The sequence below is a fragment of the Agrobacterium rosae genome (assembly GCF_002915175.1).
Classification (GTDB): Bacteria; Pseudomonadota; Alphaproteobacteria; order Rhizobiales; family Rhizobiaceae; genus Agrobacterium; species Agrobacterium rosae.
In genome coordinates, this window is sequence record NZ_NXEJ01000001.1 from 252,740 (window position 1) to 276,273 (window position 23,534).

The 23,534-nt window shown below is 57.6% G+C and carries 24 protein-coding genes; 10 read left to right on the forward strand and 14 right to left on the reverse strand.

Going from position 1 to position 23,534, the window contains the following annotated elements; translation table 11 throughout:
* Positions 1–20 precede the first annotated feature (20 nt).
* The 6 genes from CPJ18_RS01295 to CPJ18_RS01320 form a co-directional block, all read right to left on the reverse strand.
* A complete protein-coding gene (locus tag CPJ18_RS01295) occupies positions 21–1,298 on the reverse strand; it encodes an imelysin family protein (RefSeq protein WP_103656688.1) in 1,278 nt (425 codons plus the stop codon).
* Between the two features lie 155 nt (positions 1,299–1,453).
* Positions 1,454–2,743 carry an RsmB/NOP family class I SAM-dependent RNA methyltransferase gene (locus tag CPJ18_RS01300; RefSeq protein WP_103656689.1) on the reverse strand — a complete coding sequence of 430 codons (1,290 nt, stop codon included), beginning with the start codon at positions 2,741–2,743 and terminating at the stop codon, positions 1,454–1,456.
* 102 nt (positions 2,744–2,845) lie between these two features.
* Positions 2,846–3,214, reverse strand: a complete 369-nt coding sequence (locus CPJ18_RS01305; RefSeq protein ID WP_103585147.1) for a septal ring lytic transglycosylase RlpA family protein — start codon at positions 3,212–3,214, stop codon at positions 2,846–2,848.
* Between the two features lie 394 nt (positions 3,215–3,608).
* Complete coding sequence (locus CPJ18_RS01310; protein WP_103656690.1) at positions 3,609–4,487, reverse strand: SDR family oxidoreductase; 879 nt, start codon at positions 4,485–4,487, stop codon at positions 3,609–3,611.
* The gene (gene queG, locus CPJ18_RS01315; RefSeq protein WP_103656691.1) at positions 4,488–5,675 is read right to left on the reverse strand and encodes a tRNA epoxyqueuosine(34) reductase QueG; all 1,188 of its coding nucleotides are present in this window, start codon (positions 5,673–5,675) and stop codon (positions 4,488–4,490) included.
* A 34-nt stretch (positions 5,676–5,709) separates the two neighbouring features.
* A complete protein-coding gene (locus CPJ18_RS01320; protein ID WP_077107458.1) occupies positions 5,710–6,402 on the reverse strand; it encodes a glutathione S-transferase family protein in 693 nt (230 codons plus the stop codon).
* Positions 6,403–6,589: 187 nt separating this feature from the next.
* Between CPJ18_RS01320 and CPJ18_RS26710 the strand changes: the two genes are divergently transcribed.
* Complete coding sequence (locus CPJ18_RS26710; RefSeq protein WP_167397794.1) at positions 6,590–6,796, forward strand: hypothetical protein; 207 nt, start codon at positions 6,590–6,592, stop codon at positions 6,794–6,796.
* A gap of 275 nt (positions 6,797–7,071) precedes the next feature.
* Here the strand turns inward: CPJ18_RS26710 and CPJ18_RS01325 are convergent, their stop codons facing one another.
* From CPJ18_RS01325 to dnaN, 6 genes are all read right to left on the reverse strand, one after another.
* Entirely contained in the window at positions 7,072–8,052 is a 981-nt protein-coding gene (locus CPJ18_RS01325) for a complex I NDUFA9 subunit family protein (RefSeq protein WP_103656692.1), read from the reverse strand.
* 119 nt (positions 8,053–8,171) lie between these two features.
* Positions 8,172–8,459, reverse strand: coding sequence for a DUF1330 domain-containing protein (locus CPJ18_RS01330; RefSeq protein ID WP_103656693.1), 288 nt, complete (start codon positions 8,457–8,459; stop codon positions 8,172–8,174).
* Positions 8,460–8,469: 10 nt separating this feature from the next.
* Positions 8,470–9,162, reverse strand: a complete 693-nt coding sequence (pyrF, locus tag CPJ18_RS01335; protein WP_103656694.1) for an orotidine-5'-phosphate decarboxylase — start codon at positions 9,160–9,162, stop codon at positions 8,470–8,472.
* Positions 9,159–9,749 carry a histidine phosphatase family protein gene (locus CPJ18_RS01340; RefSeq protein ID WP_077107454.1) on the reverse strand — a complete coding sequence of 197 codons (591 nt, stop codon included), beginning with the start codon at positions 9,747–9,749 and terminating at the stop codon, positions 9,159–9,161. The genes pyrF and CPJ18_RS01340 overlap by 4 nt, the downstream gene beginning before the upstream one ends.
* A gap of 14 nt (positions 9,750–9,763) precedes the next feature.
* Positions 9,764–10,357, reverse strand: coding sequence for a phospholipid N-methyltransferase PmtA (gene pmtA, locus CPJ18_RS01345; protein WP_103656695.1), 594 nt, complete (start codon positions 10,355–10,357; stop codon positions 9,764–9,766).
* A gap of 190 nt (positions 10,358–10,547) precedes the next feature.
* Positions 10,548–11,666, reverse strand: a complete 1,119-nt coding sequence (gene dnaN, locus CPJ18_RS01350; protein WP_045230012.1) for a DNA polymerase III subunit beta — start codon at positions 11,664–11,666, stop codon at positions 10,548–10,550.
* A 229-nt stretch (positions 11,667–11,895) separates the two neighbouring features.
* Between dnaN and rsmI the strand changes: the two genes are divergently transcribed.
* The 9 genes from rsmI to gshB all read left to right on the forward strand — a co-directional run bounded on the left by rsmI (position 11,896) and on the right by gshB (position 20,091).
* Positions 11,896–12,864, forward strand: a complete 969-nt coding sequence (gene rsmI / locus CPJ18_RS01355) for a 16S rRNA (cytidine(1402)-2'-O)-methyltransferase (RefSeq protein ID WP_407026448.1) — start codon at positions 11,896–11,898, stop codon at positions 12,862–12,864.
* Complete coding sequence (locus tag CPJ18_RS01360; RefSeq protein ID WP_407026449.1) at positions 12,851–13,216, forward strand: YraN family protein; 366 nt, start codon at positions 12,851–12,853, stop codon at positions 13,214–13,216. The genes rsmI and CPJ18_RS01360 overlap by 14 nt, the downstream gene beginning before the upstream one ends.
* Before the next feature lie 11 nt (positions 13,217–13,227).
* Positions 13,228–13,800, forward strand: a complete 573-nt coding sequence (locus CPJ18_RS01365) for a sugar O-acetyltransferase (RefSeq protein ID WP_103656696.1) — start codon at positions 13,228–13,230, stop codon at positions 13,798–13,800.
* Positions 13,801–13,928: 128 nt separating this feature from the next.
* Positions 13,929–15,227 carry an extracellular solute-binding protein gene (locus CPJ18_RS01370; protein WP_103656697.1) on the forward strand — a complete coding sequence of 433 codons (1,299 nt, stop codon included), beginning with the start codon at positions 13,929–13,931 and terminating at the stop codon, positions 15,225–15,227.
* Positions 15,228–15,480: 253 nt separating this feature from the next.
* Positions 15,481–16,452 (forward strand): ABC transporter permease subunit, encoded by a 972-nt coding sequence (locus CPJ18_RS01375; protein ID WP_083716661.1) that lies wholly within the window; start codon positions 15,481–15,483, stop codon positions 16,450–16,452.
* 12 nt (positions 16,453–16,464) lie between these two features.
* Positions 16,465–17,307 carry a sn-glycerol-3-phosphate ABC transporter permease UgpE gene (gene ugpE, locus CPJ18_RS01380; protein ID WP_077107449.1) on the forward strand — a complete coding sequence of 281 codons (843 nt, stop codon included), beginning with the start codon at positions 16,465–16,467 and terminating at the stop codon, positions 17,305–17,307.
* Positions 17,308–17,318: 11 nt separating this feature from the next.
* Positions 17,319–18,422 (forward strand): sn-glycerol-3-phosphate import ATP-binding protein UgpC, encoded by a 1,104-nt coding sequence (locus CPJ18_RS01385; RefSeq protein ID WP_103656698.1) that lies wholly within the window; start codon positions 17,319–17,321, stop codon positions 18,420–18,422.
* 102 nt (positions 18,423–18,524) lie between these two features.
* Complete coding sequence (locus CPJ18_RS01390; RefSeq protein WP_103656699.1) at positions 18,525–19,031, forward strand: cupin domain-containing protein; 507 nt, start codon at positions 18,525–18,527, stop codon at positions 19,029–19,031.
* Between the two features lie 103 nt (positions 19,032–19,134).
* Positions 19,135–20,091 (forward strand): glutathione synthase, encoded by a 957-nt coding sequence (gene gshB / locus CPJ18_RS01395; protein WP_103656700.1) that lies wholly within the window; start codon positions 19,135–19,137, stop codon positions 20,089–20,091.
* Positions 20,092–21,772: 1,681 nt separating this feature from the next.
* On the opposite strand, the gene cysK is transcribed toward gshB, so the two are convergent.
* Positions 21,773–22,741, reverse strand: coding sequence for a cysteine synthase A (gene cysK / locus CPJ18_RS01410; RefSeq protein ID WP_103656702.1), 969 nt, complete (start codon positions 22,739–22,741; stop codon positions 21,773–21,775).
* A gap of 142 nt (positions 22,742–22,883) precedes the next feature.
* Positions 22,884–23,501 (reverse strand): LysE family translocator, encoded by a 618-nt coding sequence (locus tag CPJ18_RS01415; RefSeq protein WP_103656930.1) that lies wholly within the window; start codon positions 23,499–23,501, stop codon positions 22,884–22,886.
* Between the last annotated feature and the right edge of the window lie 33 nt (positions 23,502–23,534).

Here is a 23,534-nt window from a genome sequence, read left to right on the forward strand (position 1 = left end):
GCGGCCCGCATTATATCGTCTTACTTGAACACCGCGTTCGGGCTGTCCAAGCTGTCAGAACCTTCCAGCTGGATTTTGCCGAGATCAAGCGCCGCAATCACGCGTTCAATCGTCTTGGTCTGATCCAGAAGCCCGTCAATTGCCGCCTGCACAACGGCGTTACCGTCCTTGTTACCTTCGGCAATCATCTGGTCATAGGCCTCAACCGTCTGGCCGCGCTTTTCCATGGCGTGCATGGCATCCAGCGTTTTGTTCAGCTTGGCCTTCATTTCCGCATCCAGCGTCTTGTCGCTGGCAGCGACGAGTTCGGAAAGAGAGGGGCCGGTCAGTTTCTTGCCGTCTACCGTCGTGTATTCGCCGCTGTAGGCAGCAGCGATGCCGATGGCGTCGTTGAGGTGCGAATTGTAGGTGTTGTCCGAGAAGCAATCATGCTCTTCTTCTGGATCGTGCAGCAGAAGGCCTAGCTTCATGCGCTCGCCCGCCAGTTCGCCATAGGACAGAGAGCCCATACCGGTCAGAATGGCGGTCAGGCCCTTCTTCGGGTCAGCTTCCACCGTCTTTGCCGCTTCGCCATCCGGTGCCCAGTTGGCCACCATTTCCTTCAGGTCCGAGACCAGCAGCGTGGAGGCGGCCTTGAGATAATCGGCGCGGCGGTCGCAATTGCCGCCGGTGCAATTCTTGGTGTCATAGTCGGTGTAAGGACGGTTGCCCGCACCGGGTCCGGTGCCATTCAAATCCTGGCCCCACAGAAGAAACTCGATGGCATGGTAGCCGGTGGTGACGTTGGCTTCCACTTCGCCCGCTTCCGCAAGGCTCTGAATCAGTTCCGGCGTAATCTTGGAGGCATCCACCTCTTCGCCACCAACCTTGATCTTTTTGTTGGCGATGATGTTTGCCGTATAAAGCTCGTTCTCGTCGCTTTCGGTACCATAGGAGCTATCGACGTAATCGATCAGGCCTTCGTCCAGCGGCCACGCATTGACCTTGCCTTCCCACTCATCGACGATCGGGTTGCCGAAGCGATACACTTCCGTCTGCTGGTAGGGCACGCGGGCCTTGATCCAGGCTTCGCGTGCAGCCTTCAGATTTGCTTCGCTCGGCGTTGCGATCAGCGCGTCGATGGCCTTGTCCAGTGTTTCCGCTGTCGTCAGCGCATCCTGATATTTCGCATGGCCCAGTTCAGCATAATGCTTGACCACGGCTGCCGGATCGGTCGCGGCGCGGACGGGAAGTGCGGTGAGGGTCACGGATGTGGCCAGAAGCGCAAGACTTGCGCCTAAAACGGTTTTGCGAAACATGATCTCTCCTATCAGCTCTCTCGTAACGAGGCCGTGAAGGCGAGTTCTGAACCAATCACAAACTTGTGTCAAATATTCTAGTTTAGAAGCTTTCCAAGCAGGCTGCCGGATTTTGACATCCCTCAAATCCGGCAATCCCGTTGGCTGTAAAACGCTCAGGCGTTCCGCTTCATCGAGCAGAAAAAGAAGCCGTCCGTATCGGTCGTGGCAGGCGTCAGCGTTATGGTCTCGCCATCGGCCGAATGCGGCTTTGCGGCATCGGCACCAAAAATGCCCGTCCAGCGATCCAGCGCAGACCGGATGGAAAACTCTGAGTTCTCCGCGCAGAAACGGCGCACCTGACGCTCGTTTTCTTCCGGCAGAACCGAACAGGTCACATAGAGCAACTCGCCGCCGGGCCGTACGAAGGTTTTGGCTTGATCCAGCGCCTGAGCCTGTTGCTCGACGCGCTCTTCCAGATTGCGCTGCGTTAGCCGCCATTTGGTGTCGGGGCGGCGGCGCCATGTGCCGGTGCCGGTGCAGGGGGCGTCGACCAGAACGCGGTCGAACTTGCCGATGTAGCTTTTCAGTCCCTCGGCGCGATCATGAACCTGCACATTGCGCGTGCCAGCCCGCTTCAACCGCTCGATGATGGGGGCCAGACGCTTGCGGTCGGTATCGAAGGCGTGAACCTGCCCCTTATTGTTCATGCTGGCAGACATGGCCAGCGTCTTGCCGCCGCCGCCCGCGCAATAATCGAGAACCTGTTCGCCTTCCTGCACACCGGCCAGATCGGCCACGATCTGTGATCCCTCGTCCTGAACCTCGAACCAGCCTTTCTGGAAGGAAAGCTCGGCGGTGACATTGGGCAGGCGTGATGGACCTTCGCCAGCGGCAATGCGCACGCCCTGGCGGGCAAGGCGCGTGGCCTCGGCACCAGCGTCCGCCAGTGCTTTCACGACCTTTGCCCGGTTGGCTTTCAACGTGTTGGCGCGCAGATCGAGCGTCGGGCGCTGGTTCAGCGCCTGTGCCTGTCGCAGCCAGTCTTCTCCGAAGGAGGACTCGAGAGACGCCTGTACCCAGTCTGGAATATCGCCCTGCACATGGGCAGGGGCATCGGATAGCGCGCGTGATGCAAAGGCGCTCAGCGTGGTTTCGGCCAGAGGCTCGGGCGCAAATTTGTCGCCGTCGAATTCCGCCAGCAGCTGTTCGGCGGATTTGCCCCATTGCCGCAGCATGACGGCGTAGCCAAGCGCGTTTGCGCTATCATCGTCCATCAGCCATGCGTGGGAAAGTTTCATGCGAAGGGCATCGTAGACGATGTTGCCTATGGCGGCTCTGTCGCCGGAACCGGCAAAACGATGCGCCAGTCCCCAGTCTTTCAGTGCGTCGGCGACGGGGCGTCTGCGCGCCTCGATATCTGCCAACACTTCTATAGCCCCGGCTAAACGCCCGCCCAAACGCATTGTCTACCTCATCATCATGAATGGCGGTTGGTAGACGCGAATGGTGGCGAGGGCAAGTCTTTGCGAAGAATTCGCTAAAGAACCGTGGCTTCGCTCACGCGCTTACTTGGAAGCGATGACCTCGTAACAGACTTTTGCCGTGCCGGAGCTCACCATACCGATGTTCTTGGCGGCAGCCTTGGAAAGATCCAGAACGCGACCCTTGATGAACGGACCACGGTCGTTGATGCGAACGACAACGGCCTTGCCATTGTTGGCGTTCGTGACTTTGACCTTGGTGCCGAACCTTAGCGAACGATGCGCCGCTGTCAGCGTTGCAGGATTCATTCGCTCGCCGGAGGCTGTTTTGGAGTTCAGCGCATACCAGGATGCGCCGCCACAGCCATTCGCTGCATGTGCTGCAAGTGGAGTGAGGATGGAACAAGCGGCTATAGTCGCAGCCGCAAAAGTCATGCGTCGTATATTCGTCAAACTGTGCTTCCCTGATACTCGGCCCCGCGCCGATAAACTAGGCTAACTGAACTGAGGTGAGTGTAGAGCGAGGGAAAAATGGCAAAAAATGGCCGAGCGCTAATCACGAAGTGTTACAGAGTGTAACATTTGTGATTTGAAAAAGCAGTCTCGATTTAGATAGCCTTCGATGCTTTCAGGAAAAATTTATTTAGAATCAACAATAAGCAAGAAATTCGTTGCGCAACCGCAATCATGTGAGTCGGATCACGAAATCATGATGAAATATTTTTCCAAAGCATGAAAATTTTAGCCAAATTTGCGCATTAACAAAAGGTTAAATGGCCAAAATGCGATTAATTCCTTCCTGAAAAGTGCCTTTGGAAGGATTTTTCATCGCAATGAATGTGAACGTTTATTCATCTCGCCACAGGCCATCGTTCCAGAGTTGCTGCAGGGACTGTCGGTAATTCGGATAGCTAAAGACAAACCCCAACTCTTGCAGCTTGTGGTTCGAGACGCGTTTGTTCTCTCCGTAGAAGGAGCGTGCCATGGGGCTGAGTTCGGCCGTCTCGAATGCCTGTTCCTCTGGCGGCTCCATGTCCATCAGGTCGGCAGCGAAGGCGACGACATCCTGCGGCGGGGCCGGCTCGTCATCCGTCACGTTGAAAATACCGCCCATATGTCTGTCGATCAGGAAGTCCGTCGCCGCGCCAATGTCCTCCACGCGGATGCGGTTGAACACCTGGTCCTTCTTCACCAACCGCCGCGCCGTACCTTTTTCCAGATTGACGAAGCCGTTGCGCCCCGGTCCGTAAATGCCCGATAGCCGCAGGATACAGACGGGGATGCCAGCCTTATCAGCCGCCGCTGTCCACGCGTCTTCCGCCTCCACACGCTCGGTAGAGCGGGCAGAGACCGGGCGGCAGGGTGTGTTCTCATCCACCCATGCACCGTCATGGTTGCCATAGACACCCACAGTGGAGAGATAGGCGGCCCACTGCAATTTTGGCATCACGCTTTTGAGGTCGCCATCGCAAAGCCGCAGCAGCGGATCGCCAGACGCACCGGGCGCTATCGATTGAACGAGATGCGTGACATTGCCAAGTTCTGCGCGCAACTCATCGCTCAACGTCTCTCCGTTAAAGATGAAGGGCGCTATCGCCTGGCATTGCAGGGTCATGATATTGTCTTCACCGCGTGTCGTACCGGATACTCTGGCCATCCTGCCTTGAAGGGCTTTGGCGATGGCCTTGCCGGAATATCCGGCACCGAAAATCATCAGATGCGACATTTACACTCCTGCCATCCGCCATTCGTCCAGCACGTTCGAATCGTCTTCCGGCGCGCGGGTCGTTGCGTAGGTAGTGAAGCTTTCGCCATCCATCAACCGTGAAAGCGCCCACACGGCCATGGCGCGGACCTCCGGCGAGCTGTCCTGTGCCAGCGTTTGACACTGCGCAATGAAGCCGCTGTCACCGGAATTTCCCGCTGCAATCAATACGTTACGCACGAAACGATTGCGGCCGATGCGCTTCACCGGCGACCCGCTGAAGAATGTCCGAAACGCCGCATCATCAAGCGTCAGCAGAAAGGTGATGGACGGTTCTTTCAGGTCGTCACGCGCTTGCAGCTTCATCTCGGAAGCGCTTGCGGCAAACTTGTTCCACGGGCAGGCAGCCAGGCAATCATCGCAACCATAGATGCGGTTGCCGATCATCGGCCTGAACTCAAGTGGTATCGGGCCTTTGTGTTCAATCGTCAGATAGGAAATGCAGCGCCGCGCATCGATCTTGTATGGCGCTGGGAAAGCATTGGTCGGGCAGGCGTCGAGACAGGCCCGGCAGGAGCCGCAATGGTCCCTCTCTGCCTCATCCCGTTGAAGCTCGGCCGTGGTAAACATGCTGCCCAGAAACAACCAGGAACCATGTGTGCGGCTGACGAGATTGGTGTGCTTGCCTTGCCAGCCAAGTCCAGCCGCCGCCGCCAACGGCTTTTCCATCACGGGAGCGGTATCCACGAAGACTTTGACGTCTTCACCAGCCCTTGCGGCAAAGCGGGTCGCGATTTCCTTCAAACGTCCTTTGATGACGTCATGATAATCGCGGTTGCGGGCATAAACGGAAATGGCACCTTTGTCCGGCCTATCCAGAATGCCGCGCGGGTCTTCGTCCGGCCCGTAATTCAAGCCGAACATCACCACGGAACGGACGTCGCCCCACAATGTCTTCGGGTCTGCGCGGCGCTCTTGCGTCTCTTCCATCCAGCCCATGGTGCCGTGAAAGCCGTTGTCGATAAATTCCCGCAATCGTTCCGGAGCCTGCGGAATGCTGTCCGGTGCGGTGATGCGACAGAGATCGAAGCCAAGCGAGAGCGCTTCCGACCGGACGAAATCCGTCAGCTTAGCCGCGCGCACCTGCTGCTTCTGCAATGCCGTATCGATGGCGTGTCTCCCGCGATTGCTGCCGGTCGGCACCGGCATGACGCGTCATTATATAGCAAGCTTTTGTATCAGGCTAAAAATCGAGATCGGCATAATGGGAGGAGGGAGCAAGACGCGGCACGCGTTCGGCCAGAAGCGGGCGGAAGGAGGGGCGTGATTTGACGCGCTGGTACCATTCCTTGGCAATCGGTGCTTCCAGCCAGTTGATCTCGCCGAGATAGTCGAGAATGGAAACGGATGCGCCTGCGGCAAGGTCGGCATAGCTCAGCCTGTCGCCCGCCAGCCACGTGCGGGATCCCGCCAGCCATTCCAGATACTTCATATGCTGATGAACATTCGAGCGTGCGGTGCGCAACAGCTTGCTGTCTGGCGGGCCACCGCCTTGGGCGGTGGACATTTGCAGCTTGTAGGCGCGTTCACGCACCAGCGGGCGCGTCACGTCGGTCTCCATCTTCTGCAGAAACCATTCCGTCAGACGGCGGATTTCCGCGCGCTGGAACGGGTCTTCAGCCAGCAAGCGCCTGTCACGTTTCAGGACACCATGGGTCTCATCCAGAAATTCGGCCAGAACATAGGGACCACAGAGCGAACGCATATTGTCGTCGAGATAGACCGGCAGCGTGCCTGCCGGGTTGAGTGCCAGAAACTCCCGCCGCTTTTCCCAGGGCTGCTCCTCGACCAGATCAGCCTGGAAACCGTATTCGGTCAAAATGAGCCGAACGAATCGCGAGGCAGTCGACATTGGAGAATGATAGAGAGTTGGCATTGGCACTCAAATTTTTTGATTAAGGGATGGTTTTGTCTTTTATCGCCAAGAGGCGGACAAGCGGTCGCTTTTGCAGAAACTATAAGTCCAGCTTTTTTAAGACAAGTTTAACGTTGGCTCTGATGCCACTGCTCTTTCAGGGTAAATAGATGTCTTTGCCCATGAAAAAAGCGCCGTCGACGGATCGATGGCGCTTTTAGAAAATTCAGCAAAGACTGCTTTGCTTAAAATCAATCAGTTTGCCGAGATCGAGCTCGTAGCGCATGGATCGACGCCATATGCTGGCGAACAACCGGTTTTGCCAGCGGCAACCGTACCCGGTGCCATGAACGAACCTGCTAGAACAACCAAAGCCGCACACGCAAAAAAGAGTGCGATAGACCTGCCCATTTGATACTTGCCTTTCAGACGATGAACGAGACGGACCAGGCCGCCACGCGATGATTGTTAGGTTCGAGAATGTGTGTTGGATGTGGCGTTTAGCAATAAAGCAGGTTGCTGAACACCGGGTTAATGTGAACTCTTGTCCACAGTTGCGCTTGTGCCACGCTTGTACCGATGAAACGCTGTTTTCATGATGTGCCCCCACATAATGGTATCGGACGGTGGATGAATCCACCGCCGTCCGGAAGCATAACTCTTCACTTGAAAATTGGTTGCATGCCTTTTTTAGGCAGCTTTACCCGCATTGCTGAACTGCCCGTGGGTGCGGTAGCTGACCATATAGGAAGGCAGAACGGAAGCCACGCGCACGGGCGTGATGCCGATGCCGTCGAGTGTCAGGCCAGCATTTTCCGCCTCTTTCGACACCACATTGTCTGTCTTCAGCATCGTCACCTGATCCACCGTCAACGGCGGCGTGATCAGCGGCACCATCGACGCGATCTTGCCCATCAGCGAGGCGATGCCGAAGGGCAGATTGACCAGCGGGCGCTGGCGATAGGTGGCGGCGAGAACCGCCTCGAGACAGTCGCGGAACGTCATGATGTCCTGTCCGCCCAATTCGTAGGTTGTGCCGGGCTTCAAGGCACCATCGACGCTGCGGGCAGCGACTTCGGCCACGTCTTCCACATAGACCGGCTGGAACTTGGTGTGGCCGCCGCCGATCAGCGGCAAGAACGGCATACGCTGCGCCATGCCGGCAAATTTGTTGAAGAAATCATCTTCCGGTCCAAACACGATCGAAGGACGCAGAATGATGGCATCCGGCAAAACGGAGCGGATCGCGGCTTCGGCGCGGCCCTTGGTGCGGGCATAACCAACGGTCGAATTGGCATCGGCACCGATGGCGGAAATATGCGTCAGTGTCGCACCGGCATTCTTGGCGGCTTCTGCCACGGCACGCGCGCCGAATTCCTGCACGGCGTCGAATGTGTTGCGGCCACTTTCAAACAGAATACCGACGCAGTTGACCACGTGGTCGGCACCTTCAACGGCCTTGTTGATCGAATCCTTGTAGCGCAGGTTGGCCTGGGCGAAGGAAATCTGCCCGACATTGCCCAGCGGCTGCAAGAAACCCGCCAGATCAGGGCGGCGAACGGCGACCCGAATACGATAGCCGCGCTTGGCCAGAAAACGCACCACATGCCGTCCGACGAAGCCCGAACCGCCAAAAACGGTGACGAGAGGGGGAAGGTTGGCCAAAGGCATGGGAGGCTCCTGCGAAGCGTTGAATATATGCGTTTCCGTCTCTTAGCTTAAAGCAGATACAACGGGAAGAGAGAACCGTATTCGCATTGAAAGTCCCACGAATACGGAGCCGATGACGGTCAGGCGCCCTCGACTATCATGAGGTCGCTATCGGCGGTTTCCTTGCGAATTTTCAGCGCAGCCTGATACTCCTCGGAATGATAGCAATCCAGCGCATGCTGCACCGAAGGAAACTCGATCACGACATTGCGGGCCCGACCTTGTCCTTCAAGCTGTGTCACCGCACCGCCGCGTGCCAGAAAATTTGCGCCAAACCGCTCGAAGGCAGGCTTTGCTGTGGAAACATAGTCCTTGTAGCGTTCCGCGTCATTCACATCCACGCGGGCAATCCAGTAACCTTTTGCCATCGTCTTCTCCTTAAAGTGCCTGTGTCATCTCATCCAGAATGGCGCGCGCAGCGACCTTCGGGTCGGCAGCCTTCACGATAGGGCGGCCCACAACAAGGTGGCTTGAACCGGCCTTGATGGCGTCGAATGGCGTGACGACCCGTTTCTGGTCACCGGCATCGCCACCTTTAGGGCGAATTCCGGGGGTCACCACCGCCATGTCGGCTCCCACGATCTCACGCACGCCAGCAGATTCTTCCGCTGAGCAGACGATGCCGCCCATGCCGGCATCGCGTGCTTGAGCGGCGCGTTTCAAGACCAGCGAACGGGCGTCACCCTGATATCCGGCCTCGATCAAATCCGCATCATCCATCGAGGTCAGCACGGTCACGCCCAGCAGCGTCAGGCCTGAACCCTCCGCCGCCTTTACCGCGGCGCGCATGGCCTTGGGGTAAGCGTGCAGCGTCAGCATCGACATGCCCATCTTGGCGATGTTTTCAACCCCCGATGCGACCGTGTTGTCGATATCGAGAAGCTTCATATCGAGGAAGATTTTCTTGCCGCTGGCAGTCAGTTCCTTGGCGAATTCCAGCCCGCCCGCAAAAGCCAGCTGGTGGCCGATCTTGTAGAACAGGACATCATCGCCCAATGCGGTGACGATCTTTTCGGCCTCGGCCACGGTTGGAAGGTCAAGCCCGACGATCAGGCGCTCGCGTGCGGTCATAGTGTCATCCCCTGCCACGTTTCCATTGCCGTCCAGTCGCATGTGATGCGCCTGTCTGCAAGGGTAAAACAGAAGAGATTTCCACCGCCCGGCGGCTGGTCGGCGCTTCGGGTAATCTCGCTTCCTGCGAGGTGGCATTTCAGCAAGGTCCCCACGCCGCCATGCCCGATAAAGGCGATCGGCTGCGTCGGATCATGGCTGGCGAGGATCGCATCTATGGCGGTTACGATGCGGGCTTGCGCATCGACCGCCGTCTCCCAGCCCTTATAGCTGGCCTGCGGATGGGCGAAGAACCAGTCCGCCGCCCGTTCGAACTGATCGGGTGGCAGAAAGCCCGTCGCACTGCGGTCATTCTCGTGCAGATCATCAGCAGTCTCATAGGCGACACCGCTGGCAGCGGCCAGAATCTGTGCCGTGTCGACGGCCTTCTTCTCGGTGCTGGAAACGATACGTCGCAGGGATTTGGCAAAGGGCAGGGCGCTTGCTCTTCTCGCCCGCGCCCGTCCGATGTCGGACAGACCCCATGAAGGGACCGGGACATTCGCCTCGATCCTGACCTGCGGGTGGGTAATGTAAAGTGCGTACATGAACGCAGGTTAACTTAGGCGCGGGTGTAGGTCCACAGCTGCGCCGGGGGAATGTTGCGCACCACGAAGTCGTAGTGGCGGATGTGGTAGAGATGCGGTTGCGCGACAATCGGCGATACCGGACCATAGGAAATCTGGATCACCGGACGTCCATGTGGAACCCGCTTCAGCAACTCGTCCAGCAGTTTGATCCGCTCGGCCATCGGGAAGTTCAGCATCGGCACGGCAGAAATCACGCAATCGAACATCTGGTCTTTCTGCGCCGCCAATGTCGTATCCAGATCGAAGGCGTCGCCATTAATGAAGTTCACACCCGGATAATTGCGCAGCAGTTGCTGGTAGAAGTCGGTGGAATATTCGATGGCTGTGACGTTTTCCGGCTTCACGCCGCGCGCCAATATCGCCTTGGTGATGCAGCCGGTTCCAGGCCCAAGCTCCAGAACGGGAAGGCCGGATTGTGGGGTAATGACGCTGGCCATGCGCCGCGCGGTCACACCGGAGGTCGGAACGATTGCTCCAACCTTTTTCGGCTGGTTCACCATTCCCTTGAAGAAACGAATTTCCTCTTCGAATTTTCTGCCGAAGCGCTGTTTCAGGCTCAGTCCCATTCGGTCCCCCTCTATGTTCCGTCAAAACAACATTTGGTGAAACTGTGGCGATATGTTGTTTTGCTCTGTCGTAAAGACAATGAAAAATGTCGCAATAGGAAAATCTTAACAAACTCTTGCAAATCCGCAAACAAAAATGCCGGTGAGGGCATCACCGGCATTTTCCGCAGTTTTACTAAATGAGAGAGCCCTAAACCCGCATCGGCATCAACACGTAGAGCGCATCGTCGCCCGCAGTATCGCGCACCAGCGTCGGAGACCCGGCATCGGCCAGCAGGAAAATCGCGTCTTCGCCGGACAGCTGCGCGGTGATATCCAGCAGGTATTTGGCATTGAAGCCGATTTCCATGCCGTCATGCTCGTAACCCACGGCCACTTCTTCCGTCGCGCTGCCCGAATCCGGGTTGTTGACGGTCAGCGTCAACTGCCCCTCGGTAATCGCAAGCTTCACGGCACGGCCACGCTCGGAAGAAATGGTCGAGACGCGGTCCACCGCCTTGGCGAAAGACTGGCAATCGACGCGCATTTCCTTGTCGTTGCCGGTCGGAATGACGCGCTGGTAATCCGGGAATGTCCCGTCGATCAGCTTGGACGTCAGAACGATATCGCCAATCGCAATGCGGATCTTGGCATCGGAAACCTCGACTGTGACTTCCAGTTCAGGGTTGTCGACCAGCTTCTGCAACTCGCCAACCGTCTTGCGGGGAATAATGATGCCGGGCATTCCTTCGGAACCCGACGGTGCATTCACATCGGCGCGCGCCAGACGGTGACCGTCGGTGGCGACAGCGCGCAGCTTCAGGTCATTGCCGCTTTCAATCGTGTGGAAGAAAATGCCGTTCAGATAATAACGCGTCTCTTCTGTCGAAATCGCAAATTGTGTGCGGTCGATCAGCATCTTCAGGTCGGCGGCCTTCAGCTTGAAGACATGGCTAAACGTTCCGGCGGTCAGGTCGGGGAAGTCGGTTTCGGGCAGGCACTGCAACGAAAACTTCGAGCGACCGGACGCAACCGTCATGGTCGAACCATCGGGGTTGGTGGCCAGAAGAACCTCGGAACCATCCGGCAGCTTGCGCACGATTTCATAGAGCAGATGCGCAGGTACGGTGGTCGAACCAGCCTGTTCCACCATGGCAGGTGTCGCCTCGGTGATTTCGAGATCAAGGTCGGTCGCCTTCATGTCGAGCTTGGCGTCGGATGCGCGCAGCAGCACGTTGGACAGAATCGGGATCGTGTTACGCCGTTCCACCACGCGGTGAACGTGGTTCAGCGATTTCAGAAGGTTCGACCGCTCGAGGGTAATACGCATGAAGACTTCCGCTTTCAACCGATGCGATCCTGTATAGCGCGGATCGCCAATATAGTGTCTCCGGCATTTTGGGCCGGATAATGTGGACGGGCAAAATGGCAGAGTTATCGAGGAAAAGGCAAGAGGCCAGACCGCGTCATTCCTCAATTTTCCACTCTATACATTTGCTTACATGAGTTGAGCGCCAAGAACTGCCCTTGTTCGAAGGCCCCGTCTTGCCCATAAAGACATGGAAATGAGACATGACGGGAATGATGCAGTGACAGATGATGCTTTGAGCGAACAGTCTACAGAAGACGCAGACGCCACAGGGCGCGGTTTTAAGGTCGGCGGCTTCACGGTTCCGGCACGCCCCATCGATGCCGCACTCTATCTCGTCGCCACCCCCATCGGCAATCTCGGCGATATCACCATAAGAGCGCTGGAAACGCTGGCCTCCGCCGATGTGCTGGCCTGCGAAGACACCCGCGTCACTCGCATTCTGCTGGACCGTTACGGCATTCGCAACCGTCCCTATTCCTATCACGAACACAATGCCGAAGAGGCAGGCCCGAAACTCATCGCTGCGCTGGATGCCGGAAAATCCGTGGCTCTGGTGTCTGATGCAGGAACGCCGCTGGTCTCCGATCCCGGCTATCGCCTCGGGCAGATGGCGCTGGACGCAGGCCACCGCGTCGTGCCTATCCCCGGCGCGTCGGCACCGCTCGCAGCACTCGTCGGTTCCGGCATGCCCAGCGACGCCTTCATGTTCGCAGGTTTTTTGCCGGTCAAAGACAAGGGCAAGCGCGATCGCTTTTCCGAACTGTCCAAGATACCGGCGACCATGATGTTCTTCGAATCCCCCCACCGCATCTGTGCCACCATCAAGGTCGCGTCTGAAGTGCTGGGGCCGAACCGCCGCGCCGTCGTCTGCCGCGAACTGACCAAGACCTTTGAAGAATTCCGCCGTGGCACGTTGGGCGAGCTCACGGAGTTCTATAATGAAGACCGTATCGTCAAAGGCGAGATCGTGCTGTTGATAGAGCCGCCCTCCTATGACGAAATTCCCGATATGGAAGATGTCGAAAAGCTGCTGAAGGACTTGGTGTCCACCATGCCCGCAGCGAAAGCCGCCGCCGAAGCCGCCAAACTCACAGGCCTGCCGCGCAAGGAGCTCTACCAGCGTATTCTCGACCTGAAGGATAATGATGGCGCGTGAGGCGAACAACAAACGCCGCGCCGAACAGCGCGGTCACAGGGCTGAATATTGGGCGGCCTTGTACCTGATGGTCAAAGGCTACCGCATCCTTGCCCTGCGACACCGCACGCGACTGGGAGAGATCGATCTGATCGTCCGAAAGAAAGACGTTATCGCCTTTGTCGAGGTCAAGGCGCGCAGCACCGAGACCGGCGCGGTCGATGCCGTCAGCTATGCCTCGCAAAACCGAATTCGCGCTGCCGCAGACCTGTGGCTGTCCCGCCGAAAGGATGCCGCTGCTTTGTCGCAACGCTTCGATATCGTCGCGGTCCTGCCGCGCCGCCTGCCCAAACATTTCATCGACGCCTTTTGAAAGGGTAGCCTATGCGCAGCGAGCGGGAAAAAATGGCCGCTGGGGAATGGTATTGCTGCTTGGATGAAGAGCTCGATGCCCTTCGCGCAAAGGCAAGGCTCGCCGTCCACCAGCACGCTACCATGGCACCGGATGCGCGCGGCGCGATGGCACCGCTTCTGCGAACCCTTCTTGGATCGGCCGCAGATGGTGCCTTCATCGAAGCGCCGTTCCATTGCAGTTATGGCTTCAACATATCGCTCGGCAAAAACACCTATCTGAACACCGGATGCGTCATCCTCGATTCCGCCCCTGTCAGAATAGGTGATGGATGCATGCTTGGCCCGGGCGTGCAGATCTACTGCGCCGACCATCACCGGGACATACAGTCCCGCGCTCAAGGTATCGAGATCGCGAAACGCGTCATGATAGGCAACAATGCCTGGATCGGCGGCGGCGCAATCCTATTGCCCGGAATAACCATCGGTGAGGGCGCGATTGTCGGTGCAGGCTCCGTTGTCACGAAAGACGTTGCACCCGGTCAGACTGTCGTCGGAAATCCGGCGCGAAAGATCATCCCGAAAGGTGCCGATACTCGCATTTGATGCATCCTTTTCGTCGTGCTGCTTGATTAGGTTGTGCTGTAATAAATCTGACATGAAATTGTAAAAACCCCGTCATGGAAGGGGCCTATTCGCATCCTCAGCCAACAAGGGCGGTAGAGGACGAAACTATGATCAAGAAATTTTCCATGGCCGCAATGGCCATCACGTTTTCGGCGACGTCTTCCATGGCGGCGACCAACATCACCTGGTGGCACGGCATGGGTGGCCGCAATGGCGAAGTCATCAATGAAGTGTCCCAGAAGTTCAACGCCGCCCAGAGCGCGTGCGCTATAACGCCGGTTTCCAAGGGCTCTTACGAAGAAGCTCTGGCCAGCGGCATCGCTGCCTTCCGTTCGGGCGAACAGCCGAACATTCTTCAGGTCTTCGATGCCGGTGCCGCCACCATCATCAACGCCAAGGGCGCTGTCATTCCTGCTGAAGACATCATCACCAAGGCTGGTTACAAGTTCGACCGCGAAGCCTTCATTCCCGGCGTACGCAGCTTCTTCGCTGCCGCTGATGGCAAGTTCGTCGGCATGCCATTCAACTCTTCCGCTCCGATCATGTATTTCAACACCGAAGCCCTGAAAAAGGCTGGCGTTGAAGCACCAAAGACTTGGGAAGAGTTTGAAGCAGCGGCACCAAAGCTGAAGGAAGCCGGTTTCATTCCGCTCGTTCAGACGCAGCTGACATGGGAGTTCACCGAGAACTTCTTCTCGCGCAACAACCTGCAATTCGCCACCAACAACAATGGTTACGACAGCGTTGTCGACACCAAGCTGAAGGTCACCGACCCGAACCTCGTCATGATGTTCGACAAGCTGAAGTCCTGGAAGGATCAGGGTTATTTTGCTTATTACGGTGCTGGCTGGAACGATAACCAGAAGCCGTTCGAAGAAAACAAGGTCGCACTCTGGATCGGTTCTTCCGGCTCCTTCGGTGGCCTGCAGAAGACGGCACAGATGCCGTTCTCGGCAACATTCCTTCCTTACTGGGGCTCCATCAAGGGCGCTGGCACCAACTCCTTCATCGGCGGCGCGGCCCTGTTTGCCATGTCCGGCAAGCCTGAAGGTGAAAACAAGTGCGTTGCCGACTTCTTCCAGTTCCTGACATCGCCTGAAATCCAGAAGTTCTACCACCAGGCAACCGGTTACGTTGCCATCACGCAGGCAGCATACGAACTGGCCAAGAAGGAAGGCTACTACGAAAAGCAGCCAGTTGCCGAAGTTGGCATCAAGCAGCTTTCCCTTCCAGGTGGCGAATGGTCCAAGGGCTACCGTCTCGGCTTCTACCCACAGATTCGCACTGTGATGGAACGCGAATACGGCCGCATCTTCTCTGGCGAAGTTCAGCCAAAGGAAGCTCTCGAGATCATCGAGAAGGAAGGCAACGAACTTCTGGCACGTTTCGCCAAGACCGCTGGCTAATCAGCTTTAGCTTGAAAAAGACGAACCTCCCTTCCTGACGAGGGGAGGTTCGTTGGTTGCTTGGAAGGCTCGTCCAACACTCCATCGTCATCCTCGGGCTTGTCCCGAGGATCTAACGAACCACAACATTGAACGTGGTTAGATCCTCGGGACAAGCCCGAGGATGACGTCGAGTAAGAATGCAAAGCCCCTCTATAATCCCGGCCTCCCTCCATTCACTTGGCAGGCCCACAACACATAAAGGTTTGCGCGCGTGGCCTATACGTCTTCACAACCGCGTCCCGTGCGGTTCCTACCCGGCTTCATCGCCAAGGCAAAAAAGCCCGTGGTAAAAGCTGAACCGGCAAAACGGGTGCAGTTTTCCTCTTCCGCGCTGCCCTATCTGTTGATCGCACCCCAACTGCTCGTCATTTTCGTGTTCTTCTACTGGCCTTCCGTTCAGGCCGTTCAGTCCTCGTTTTACATCGAAGACCCTTTCGGTTTCGGGTCCACCTTCGTCGGCCTTTCCAACTACTCCGATGCGCTGTTCAGTACCGAATATCTCAGCATCGCCAAGTTCACGGTTGTCTTCACCGTGCTCGTCACCGTTTTTTCGCTAGCGCTGGGCCTGCTTCTGGCAGTCAAAGCCGATGCGATCATTCGCGGCGCGTCCGCTTACAAAACGATGCTGATCTCGGTGTACGCCATCGCCCCGCCGGTGGCTGGCCTCATCGGCATGATGTTTTTCGATCAGCACATTGGCCCCTTCGTGAAGATTGCCGCGACCCTTGGCTGGCACATGCAGGTGGGTGTCAATTATTTCGACACCGCCTTTGCCATGATCTTCGTGTCTGTCTGGAAGCAGATCCCGTATAATTTTATCTTCTTCCTGTCGGGCCTGCAAAGCGTTCCGGTCTCGGTGCGCGAAGCCGCATTCATCGATTGCCGCTCCGGTTTTCGCCGGTTCTGGACGGTCATCATGCCGCTGCTCGCGCCCACTGCATTCTTCCTGCTCATCATCAACATCACCTATGCGCTGTTCGATACCTTTGCGGTGATCGACGTGATGGTGAAGGACAAGGCTGCCAACAACCCCATTACCCTTGTCTACAAGGTGTTTCTGGATGGCTTCCGCGGCAACGATATTGGTGGCTCATCGGCGCAATCCGTCATTCTGATGATCGTGGTCTTCGTGTTGACGGTCCTGCAATTCCGCTTCCTCGAAAAACGCATCCATTACGGTTGAGGGATATCCGACATGTACAAGACAAAACCCCTCGACCACCTCATTCTCATCATCGGCTCGCTGTTTTTGATGGTGCCGGTTCTCGTCGCCTTCATGACGTCGACCCATACCGCTGCCGAAATCCACATGAATGGTCTCGCCATCCTGCCGGGCGACAATTTCGTCGGCACCTATGAGAAGGTTCTCACCCAGAAGGGCGGCTTCACCGGTCAGGTGACCGGTCTCAACATGGTCATCAACTCGCTGATCCTCGGCATCGGTTTTGCGGTTGGCAAGATCGTGCTGTCGATGCTGGCGGCCTATGCCATCGTCTATTTCCGCTTTCGCTTTGCCACGTTCGCCTTCTGGATCATCTTCACCACGCTGCTCCTGCCGCTCGAAGTGCGCATCATGCCGTCCTATGAGGTCATGAGCAAATTGGGGCTGTTGAACTCCTATACCGGCCTCATCGTGCCGCTTCTGGCCTCGGCCACCGGTACTTTCTATTTCCGGCAGTTCTTCAAATCCGTGCCCGATGAAATCCTGGAAGCCGCCCGCATTGATGGGGCAGGGCCGGTCAAGTTCTTCATCGATATTCTGCTGCCCCTGTCGCGCACCATGATGGCCGCCATCTTCATCATCATGTTCGTCTATGGCTGGAACCAGTATCTCTGGCCCATGCTGATGACCAATGATGAGAGCTTCTTCACCATCATGCGCGGTATCAAGTCGATCCTCCAAGTCTGGGTCGGTTCGCAAATTCCCGATTACAACGAAGCTTTCGCGCTTGCCGTTCTGGCCCTGCTGCCGCCTGTGTTGATCGTCGTCATCTTCCAGAGCTGGTTCATCAAGGGCCTCACCGAAAGCGATAAATAAGGATACCTGAAATGGCCGAGATCGAAATCACACAGGTCTGCAAGGATTACTCAAACGGCATGCGCGCCGTGCACGATGTGGATATCTCCATCAAGGATGGTGAGTTCATCGTGCTTGTCGGCCCCTCGGGCTGCGGCAAGTCCACCCTTTTGCGTATGGTCGCTGGTCTGGAAGAAATTTCCGATGGCACCGTCTCTATCGGTAACCGCGTCGTCAATGACGTCGAACCCGCCGATCGCGACATCGCCATGGTGTTCCAGAACTACGCGCTCTACCCGCATATGTCGGTGCGTCAAAATCTGGAATACGGCCTGAAAAACCGCAAGACGCCAAAGGCCGAAATCGATGCGCGTGTGGCGGAAGCCGCCCGAATGCTGGAGCTTCAGCCCTATCTGGATCGCAAGCCCCGCGCTCTCTCCGGTGGTCAGCGCCAGCGTGTCGCCATGGGTCGCGCCATCGTGCGCAAGCCAGCTGCTTTCCTGTTCGATGAGCCGTTGTCGAACCTCGATGCCAAGCTGCGCGTCTCCATGCGCGGCGAAATCAAGCGCCTGCAACGCCGCCTCGGCACCACCTCCATCTATGTCACCCATGATCAGCTGGAAGCCATGACATTGGCAGACCGTCTGGTGGTGCTGAATGCCGGTCGTATCGAACAGATCGGCGCGCCGCTCGAAGTCTACCACAAGCCTGCGTCCACCTTCGTTGCCAGCTTCATCGGTTCGCCTGCCATGAACCTTCTCACGGGCGAACTGCATGGTGATCGTCTCGCCATCGGCCCAACAGTTCTGTCGCTCAACGGTTATGCGCCCGCATCTGGTCCAGTGACCGTCGGTATGCGCGCCGAGGATTTGCGCTTCGTTCACGGTGCAGAGCCGGGCATGCCGTTCCGCGTCGAATATATCGAAGAGCTTGGCTCGCAGCGCTTGATCCACGGTATGCTGGGAGAGCAGGCACTGACCGTTGCCTGCGCATCAGAGACCGATATTCCGCAGGAATTGTCGCTTTCCATCGCGCCGGAAAAGCTGCATTTCTTCGATAAGGAAAGCGGAAAGCGTATCGAAGCCGCAGCCGCCGCCATCCCGCAGCCAGCGCAGCAGCTGGCAGCCGCCCACTAGACCTGTTGAAAATGCACTTCCGTTAAACATGATTCAATTTATGGAAGAGCATTCTTACTCCATTTGTGTTATTGCGTTCCCGTTGCAAAGTGGGGACGCAATATGGTTTTACATGTCGTGATCGCAAGTGTGGCTGCATTGGCAGGGCGCTCGGTGCCGTCTATGCCACTGTCGAAAAAGCGTGAGAAAGCCGAGCCCGTGGTCTCCGCTCCCTCCCATGCCATGCACATGCAACCGTCTCCCATCAATCCGGACTGGATCATCGCTGGTGAACCCGTTGCCCGCATGGCAGACCATTCCAAAAGCGGCGACCGTGCTGCCTATACCGCCCTTTGGGATTGCACAGCAGGCACTTTCCGCTGGTTCTTCGCCTGGGATGAAACCGTCCACATCCTCGAGGGCGACGTGCATGTCACGGCGGAAGATGGCTCCGTCCATATGCTGCAGGCGGGCGATGTCGCCTATTTCAAAGCTGGCACCTGGGCCACATGGCGGGTGGACAGTTACGTCCGCAAGGTCGCCTTCCTGCGCCGCCCGTTCCCAGCGCCCATCGCCTTTGCCTACCGCTTGAAGAACAAGCTGTTGCCGGCCAAAACGCCGTCGCTTTAAGCCCTGATAACGTCAATAAAACTCATAGATACGCTACCCCGTAGCAGTTGCCTTTGAAGCTTGCCTGCCCTACACATTTCGGGCTTTCAAAAGGAAATTGCGCATGGCCAAAATCAAGAACGTCGCGATCCAGATGGATCATGTCTCCGGCATCAACATTGCGGGCGATAGCACCTTCGCGATCAGCCTTGAGGCGCAGGCTCGCGGTTACCGCCTGTTTCATTATACGCCGGACCGCCTGTCCATGCGCGATGGCAAGATTTACGCCACCGTCGAACAGATGCAGCTGCGCGATATCAAGGGTGATCACTTCTCCTTAGCCGAACCGGAGCGCGTCGACCTCGCCACCATGGATGTCATCCATCTGCGCCAGGACCCGCCCTTCGACATGGCCTACATCACCTCCACCCATCTGCTGGAGCGTATCCACCCCAAGACATTGGTGGTGAACGATCCCGCCTGGGTGCGCAATTCGCCGGAAAAGATTTTCGTCACCGAATTCGCCGACCTCATGCCAACCACGCTCATCACCAAGGACGTGGCCGAGATTTCCCGCTTCCGCGAAGAGATGGGCGACATCATTCTGAAGCCGCTCTACGGCAATGGCGGCGCAGGCGTCTTCCACTCCACCCGCGATGACCGCAACTTCTCCTCGCTGCTGGAAATGTTCGGCCAGATGTTCCGCGAGCCCTATATCGCGCAGCAGTACCTGCCCGACGTCCGCAAGGGCGACAAACGCATCCTGTTGGTCGATGGAGAGCCGGTCGGTGCCATCAACCGCGTGCCTGCGGAAAACGACGCCCGCTCCAACATGCACGCCGGTGGTCGCCCTGAACCAACGGAACTGACAAACCGCGAAAAAGAAATCTGCGAACGCATCGGCCCCGCCTTGCGCGAACGCGGCTTCCTCTTCGTCGGCATCGATGTCATCGGCGACTACATGACCGAAATCAACGTCACGTCTCCGACTGGTATTCGTGAAGTGAAGAAGTTCGGCGGTGCCGATGTTGCGAGCCTGTTGTGGGATGCGATAGAGCGCAAGCGCGACGCTCAGGGCTGAGCCGAAAAGCAACAATGTGTGGAAAGGTTCGGCAGAGTGTGTGGCTCACCCCCCCTCTGCCCTGCCGGGCATCTCCCCCACAGGTGGGGAGATCGACTCGTGGAGACCTTTCGCCCTATCAAAGGCTGCGGATGGAGCGAGGAGCAAGCGTCTAGCCGATCTCCCTCCTTGTGGGGGAGATGCCCGGCAGGGCAGAGGGGGGTAAGCCCCACCCACAAACCTCTCCACCAAAAATACTCCCCAACCAAATCAACACCTTACCCAAAAAACCGCAAAACCCTCAAAAATCCTCCCGCACTTTTCTCCACGGCGCGCGAATCACCCGCACAATCTCCCCGTTCCGCTCTCGGATACACCGCAAGGCGTTGCGGCGAGGCGGGGCCGGCGCTTGTGGTGAAGGGATACGCAAACCTTCACCATCGGGGTCTGGTAGCGATTTCCCCGGTGGTACGGGAAAAGGGGCAGCGCCGGTTTCGGATCGGCTGGCGCAACCCTTCTACCGTCCGCATCGGCCCGCTGTGCCTTGGCCCGCAGACCTTTGAAGGTTGCGGTGTCGGGTCACGGCGGTCCGGTGCGTCCGCCACCGGGTGTACCGACAGCTCATCGGCTTCTGGTCGAACGCGACCGTGAGGAGCTTGAAGCGAAAGTCAGGCGGTACACAGGAACACGCTGCATCTGCCCCGCACCAGAGATGGCGCGGACGGATCGCTAAGAGAAGCATCGGCCGGGGCTGGCGGATGTGGACCTTGCGAAAAACGGATCGACCCTGCTCCGCGCCTCAATCAATCGGCGCAGATCAGGACGAAGGCAGATGTGGCCGAACTGGCAGGCGGGATGTTTCAGCAATGAAGCCCCGCCGCCCGGAAGGTGAAGGGTCGGACCTTGAACATGTCCGACCGGTTCTCCGGCAAGGTTTCGCCTTTGCCATCCGGGACACGCCAGCCATGGCAAGAAGATCGCTGGCGGACACAAACCGCCGAACGGGGCGCTGAAAGGTGCCATATCTAAACGACCCAACGAGGCAGCTTGCAGCGCCCCGTCCGAATACCATGGCCGTGAATGGTTATGGACACTGAGAAGAGATCAAGCCACGGGCAGATGCTGCCGCGTGAACGGCGAAGCTTGCGTAAGCGGTGGCCGGGATTTTTGATAGTGATGGGATTGGATGATGGCAGGTGTGGCTGAGGGCAATTGTTTTGCCTCATGCAGCAATAGCTACCAGATGTAACGGTAGCAACCCTCATCCTGAGGTGCGGAGGCGAAGCCGCAGCCTCGAAGGACGGGGGTTGCGGATTTGGGGCAGAGTGCGCGACTGGATGCTTCGAGGCTTTGCCCTTCGGTCAAAGCACCTCAGCATGAGGGCGGAGGGTGTGGTTGTCCCACCCGTTGAGAGGGCGGAATATGCCGCTCACCCCCCTCTGCCCTGCCGGGCATCTCCCCCTGAGGTGGGGAGATCGGCAAGAGGCGCGCTTACTACCCAACAACACGCTATAGAAAAGGATAGGTCGGCCAGAAATGCCGTTGCCCCGCATCAACGTTCAAGATGTCCGGTGAGCCAGCCCCCAGCCAATCTCCCCACCCGTGGGGGAGATGCCCGGCAGGGCAGAGGGGGCGAGCTTGCTCCTGCGTTAAATTTATATCGTTCTACTGCTGGATAAGGCTGCTACCAACGTATCAGACCCTACAACCCCAACCCCTCAAACAGCGCCGTCGACAGATACCGCTCCGCAAAGGACGGAATGATCACGACGATTGTCTTGCCCGCACTTTCATCCCGCGACCCAATCTTGATGGCGGCGGCAAGGGCGGCACCCGAGGAGATGCCGACCGGTACACCTTCTAACCGTGCGACCAGGCGGGCGGTTTCGAAGGCTTCGTCATTGGTGATGGCGATGATTTCGTCGTAGATTTTGGTATCCAGAACGGCGGGCGCAAAGCCGGCACCGATCCCTTGGATTTTGTGCGGGCCGGGCGTACCGCCGGAGAGAACCGGGCTGTCGGCTGGTTCCACGGCCACGATCCTGACGTCGGGTTTGCGGGATTTCAGCACCTGGCCCACACCGGTAATCGTGCCGCCCGTGCCGATACCGGACACGAAAATATCCACGTCGCCCTGGGTGTCGTTCCAGATTTCTTCCGCCGTCGTGGTGCGGTGGATTTCGGGATTGGCGGGGTTTTCGAACTGCTGCGGGATGATGGCGTCGGGAAGCGTTGCGGCCAGTTCATGCGCCCTGGTGATTGCACCTTTCATGCCCTTGGGGCCTTCGGTCAGCACCAGTTCCGCGCCCAGCAGCGCCAGCATCTTACGGCGCTCGATCGACATGGTTTCGGGCATGGTCAGGATCAGCTTGTAACCCTTGGCGGCGGCGGCGAAGGCAAGAGCGATGCCGGTATTGCCGGATGTCGGCTCGATCAGCGTCGTCTTGCCGGGCGTGATCTTGCCCTGCGCTTCCAGCGCTTCGATCATGGCAACGCCGATACGATCTTTGACGGAAGCGATCGGGTTGAAGAACTCCAGCTTTGCCAGGATCGTTGCCTTGACACCCTTGTCTTTCGCCAGTTTGTCGAGACGCACCAGAGGCGTATCGCCGATCGTCTCAGTGATCGATGCGTAAATCCGCCCGCGTCCGGGTTTTCTGGCTTCAGACATAGTGCGCTCCCATGGTGTCAAAGACTACAATTTCGCGCAGAATAGGAGGAATGCCGCAATGAAGCCAGAGAACGAATGTGCATATATGTCGCAACTGTTGGCATATCATTCCAGAGAGGTAGGCTTGATTGGAAAACCAACCTCAAACGGAGCGCGCTGCGATCACCGCTGCGGTACCCGCAAGAATGCTGGCGGCGGTGCGGTTGAGAATGGTCAGCGCACTCGGGTGCTTCAGCAGCGTCCGCGCTCTGGAGGCCAGCAGGATGTAAGGCAGTAGAACCGCCATCAGGACCACGAAGGTGACGGCCAGAAGCGTCGCATATTCTGTGCTGCCGATCATGCGGATGTCGATCAGGGTCGGCACTAGCGCGACGTAAAACAGCATGGTCTTGGGGTTGCCCAGCGTGATGAACAGGCCGGACAGGAAGGACATGGTGATGCTGGTGCTTTTCTTGGCTTGCAAATCCTGCGGCAATAGCCCTGCTGTCCAAAGTTTCCACGCGATGTAGAGAAGATAGGCCGCACCGGCGAATTTCAGGATCATGAAGGCTTCCTGAAAGGTCTGCGCCACAAAGGCGAGGCCCAGAATGACGGCCGTCAGATAAACCATGTCGCCCAGCACGAGACCGAGCCCCATGAAGAAGGTTTCACGAAAGCCGGATCCCAGCGCCCGTGCCACGATGGCCGTCATGCCGGGACCGGGAATGGCAGCCGCAATGAAGAGAGCGGTGGCATAGGCGAGGAGGGTGGCGATGCTCACGGTCAAGTCCTTCTGAAATCGATACATCGATAT

What these genes read in the sequence shown, in the direction of transcription:
- CPJ18_RS01295 (WP_103656688.1), bottom strand. Translation starts at nt 1,298, where the DNA reads ATGTTTCGCAAAACCGTTTTAGGCGCAAGTCTTGCGCTTCTGGCCACA.
- CPJ18_RS01300 (WP_103656689.1), bottom strand. Translation starts at nt 2,743, where the DNA reads ATGCGTTTGGGCGGGCGTTTAGCCGGGGCTATAGAAGTGTTGGCAGAT.
- CPJ18_RS01310 (WP_103656690.1), bottom strand. Translation starts at nt 4,487, where the DNA reads ATGTCGCATCTGATGATTTTCGGTGCCGGATATTCCGGCAAGGCCATC.
- queG (WP_103656691.1), bottom strand. Translation starts at nt 5,675, where the DNA reads ATGCCGGTGCCGACCGGCAGCAATCGCGGGAGACACGCCATCGATACG.
- CPJ18_RS01320 (WP_077107458.1), bottom strand. Translation starts at nt 6,402, where the DNA reads ATGCCAACTCTCTATCATTCTCCAATGTCGACTGCCTCGCGATTCGTT.
- CPJ18_RS26710 (WP_167397794.1), top strand. Translation starts at nt 6,590, where the DNA reads ATGGCGCTTTTAGAAAATTCAGCAAAGACTGCTTTGCTTAAAATCAAT.
- CPJ18_RS01325 (WP_103656692.1), bottom strand. Translation starts at nt 8,052, where the DNA reads ATGCCTTTGGCCAACCTTCCCCCTCTCGTCACCGTTTTTGGCGGTTCG.
- CPJ18_RS01330 (WP_103656693.1), bottom strand. Translation starts at nt 8,459, where the DNA reads ATGGCAAAAGGTTACTGGATTGCCCGCGTGGATGTGAATGACGCGGAA.
- pyrF (WP_103656694.1), bottom strand. Translation starts at nt 9,162, where the DNA reads ATGACCGCACGCGAGCGCCTGATCGTCGGGCTTGACCTTCCAACCGTG.
- CPJ18_RS01340 (WP_077107454.1), bottom strand. Translation starts at nt 9,749, where the DNA reads ATGTACGCACTTTACATTACCCACCCGCAGGTCAGGATCGAGGCGAAT.
- pmtA (WP_103656695.1), bottom strand. Translation starts at nt 10,357, where the DNA reads ATGGGACTGAGCCTGAAACAGCGCTTCGGCAGAAAATTCGAAGAGGAA.
- dnaN (WP_045230012.1), bottom strand. Translation starts at nt 11,666, where the DNA reads ATGCGTATTACCCTCGAGCGGTCGAACCTTCTGAAATCGCTGAACCAC.
- rsmI (WP_407026448.1), top strand. Translation starts at nt 11,896, where the DNA reads ATGGAAATGAGACATGACGGGAATGATGCAGTGACAGATGATGCTTTG.
- CPJ18_RS01360 (WP_407026449.1), top strand. Translation starts at nt 12,851, where the DNA reads ATGATGGCGCGTGAGGCGAACAACAAACGCCGCGCCGAACAGCGCGGT.
- CPJ18_RS01365 (WP_103656696.1), top strand. Translation starts at nt 13,228, where the DNA reads ATGCGCAGCGAGCGGGAAAAAATGGCCGCTGGGGAATGGTATTGCTGC.
- CPJ18_RS01370 (WP_103656697.1), top strand. Translation starts at nt 13,929, where the DNA reads ATGATCAAGAAATTTTCCATGGCCGCAATGGCCATCACGTTTTCGGCG.
- ugpE (WP_077107449.1), top strand. Translation starts at nt 16,465, where the DNA reads ATGTACAAGACAAAACCCCTCGACCACCTCATTCTCATCATCGGCTCG.
- CPJ18_RS01385 (WP_103656698.1), top strand. Translation starts at nt 17,319, where the DNA reads ATGGCCGAGATCGAAATCACACAGGTCTGCAAGGATTACTCAAACGGC.
- CPJ18_RS01390 (WP_103656699.1), top strand. Translation starts at nt 18,525, where the DNA reads ATGGTTTTACATGTCGTGATCGCAAGTGTGGCTGCATTGGCAGGGCGC.
- gshB (WP_103656700.1), top strand. Translation starts at nt 19,135, where the DNA reads ATGGCCAAAATCAAGAACGTCGCGATCCAGATGGATCATGTCTCCGGC.
- cysK (WP_103656702.1), bottom strand. Translation starts at nt 22,741, where the DNA reads ATGTCTGAAGCCAGAAAACCCGGACGCGGGCGGATTTACGCATCGATC.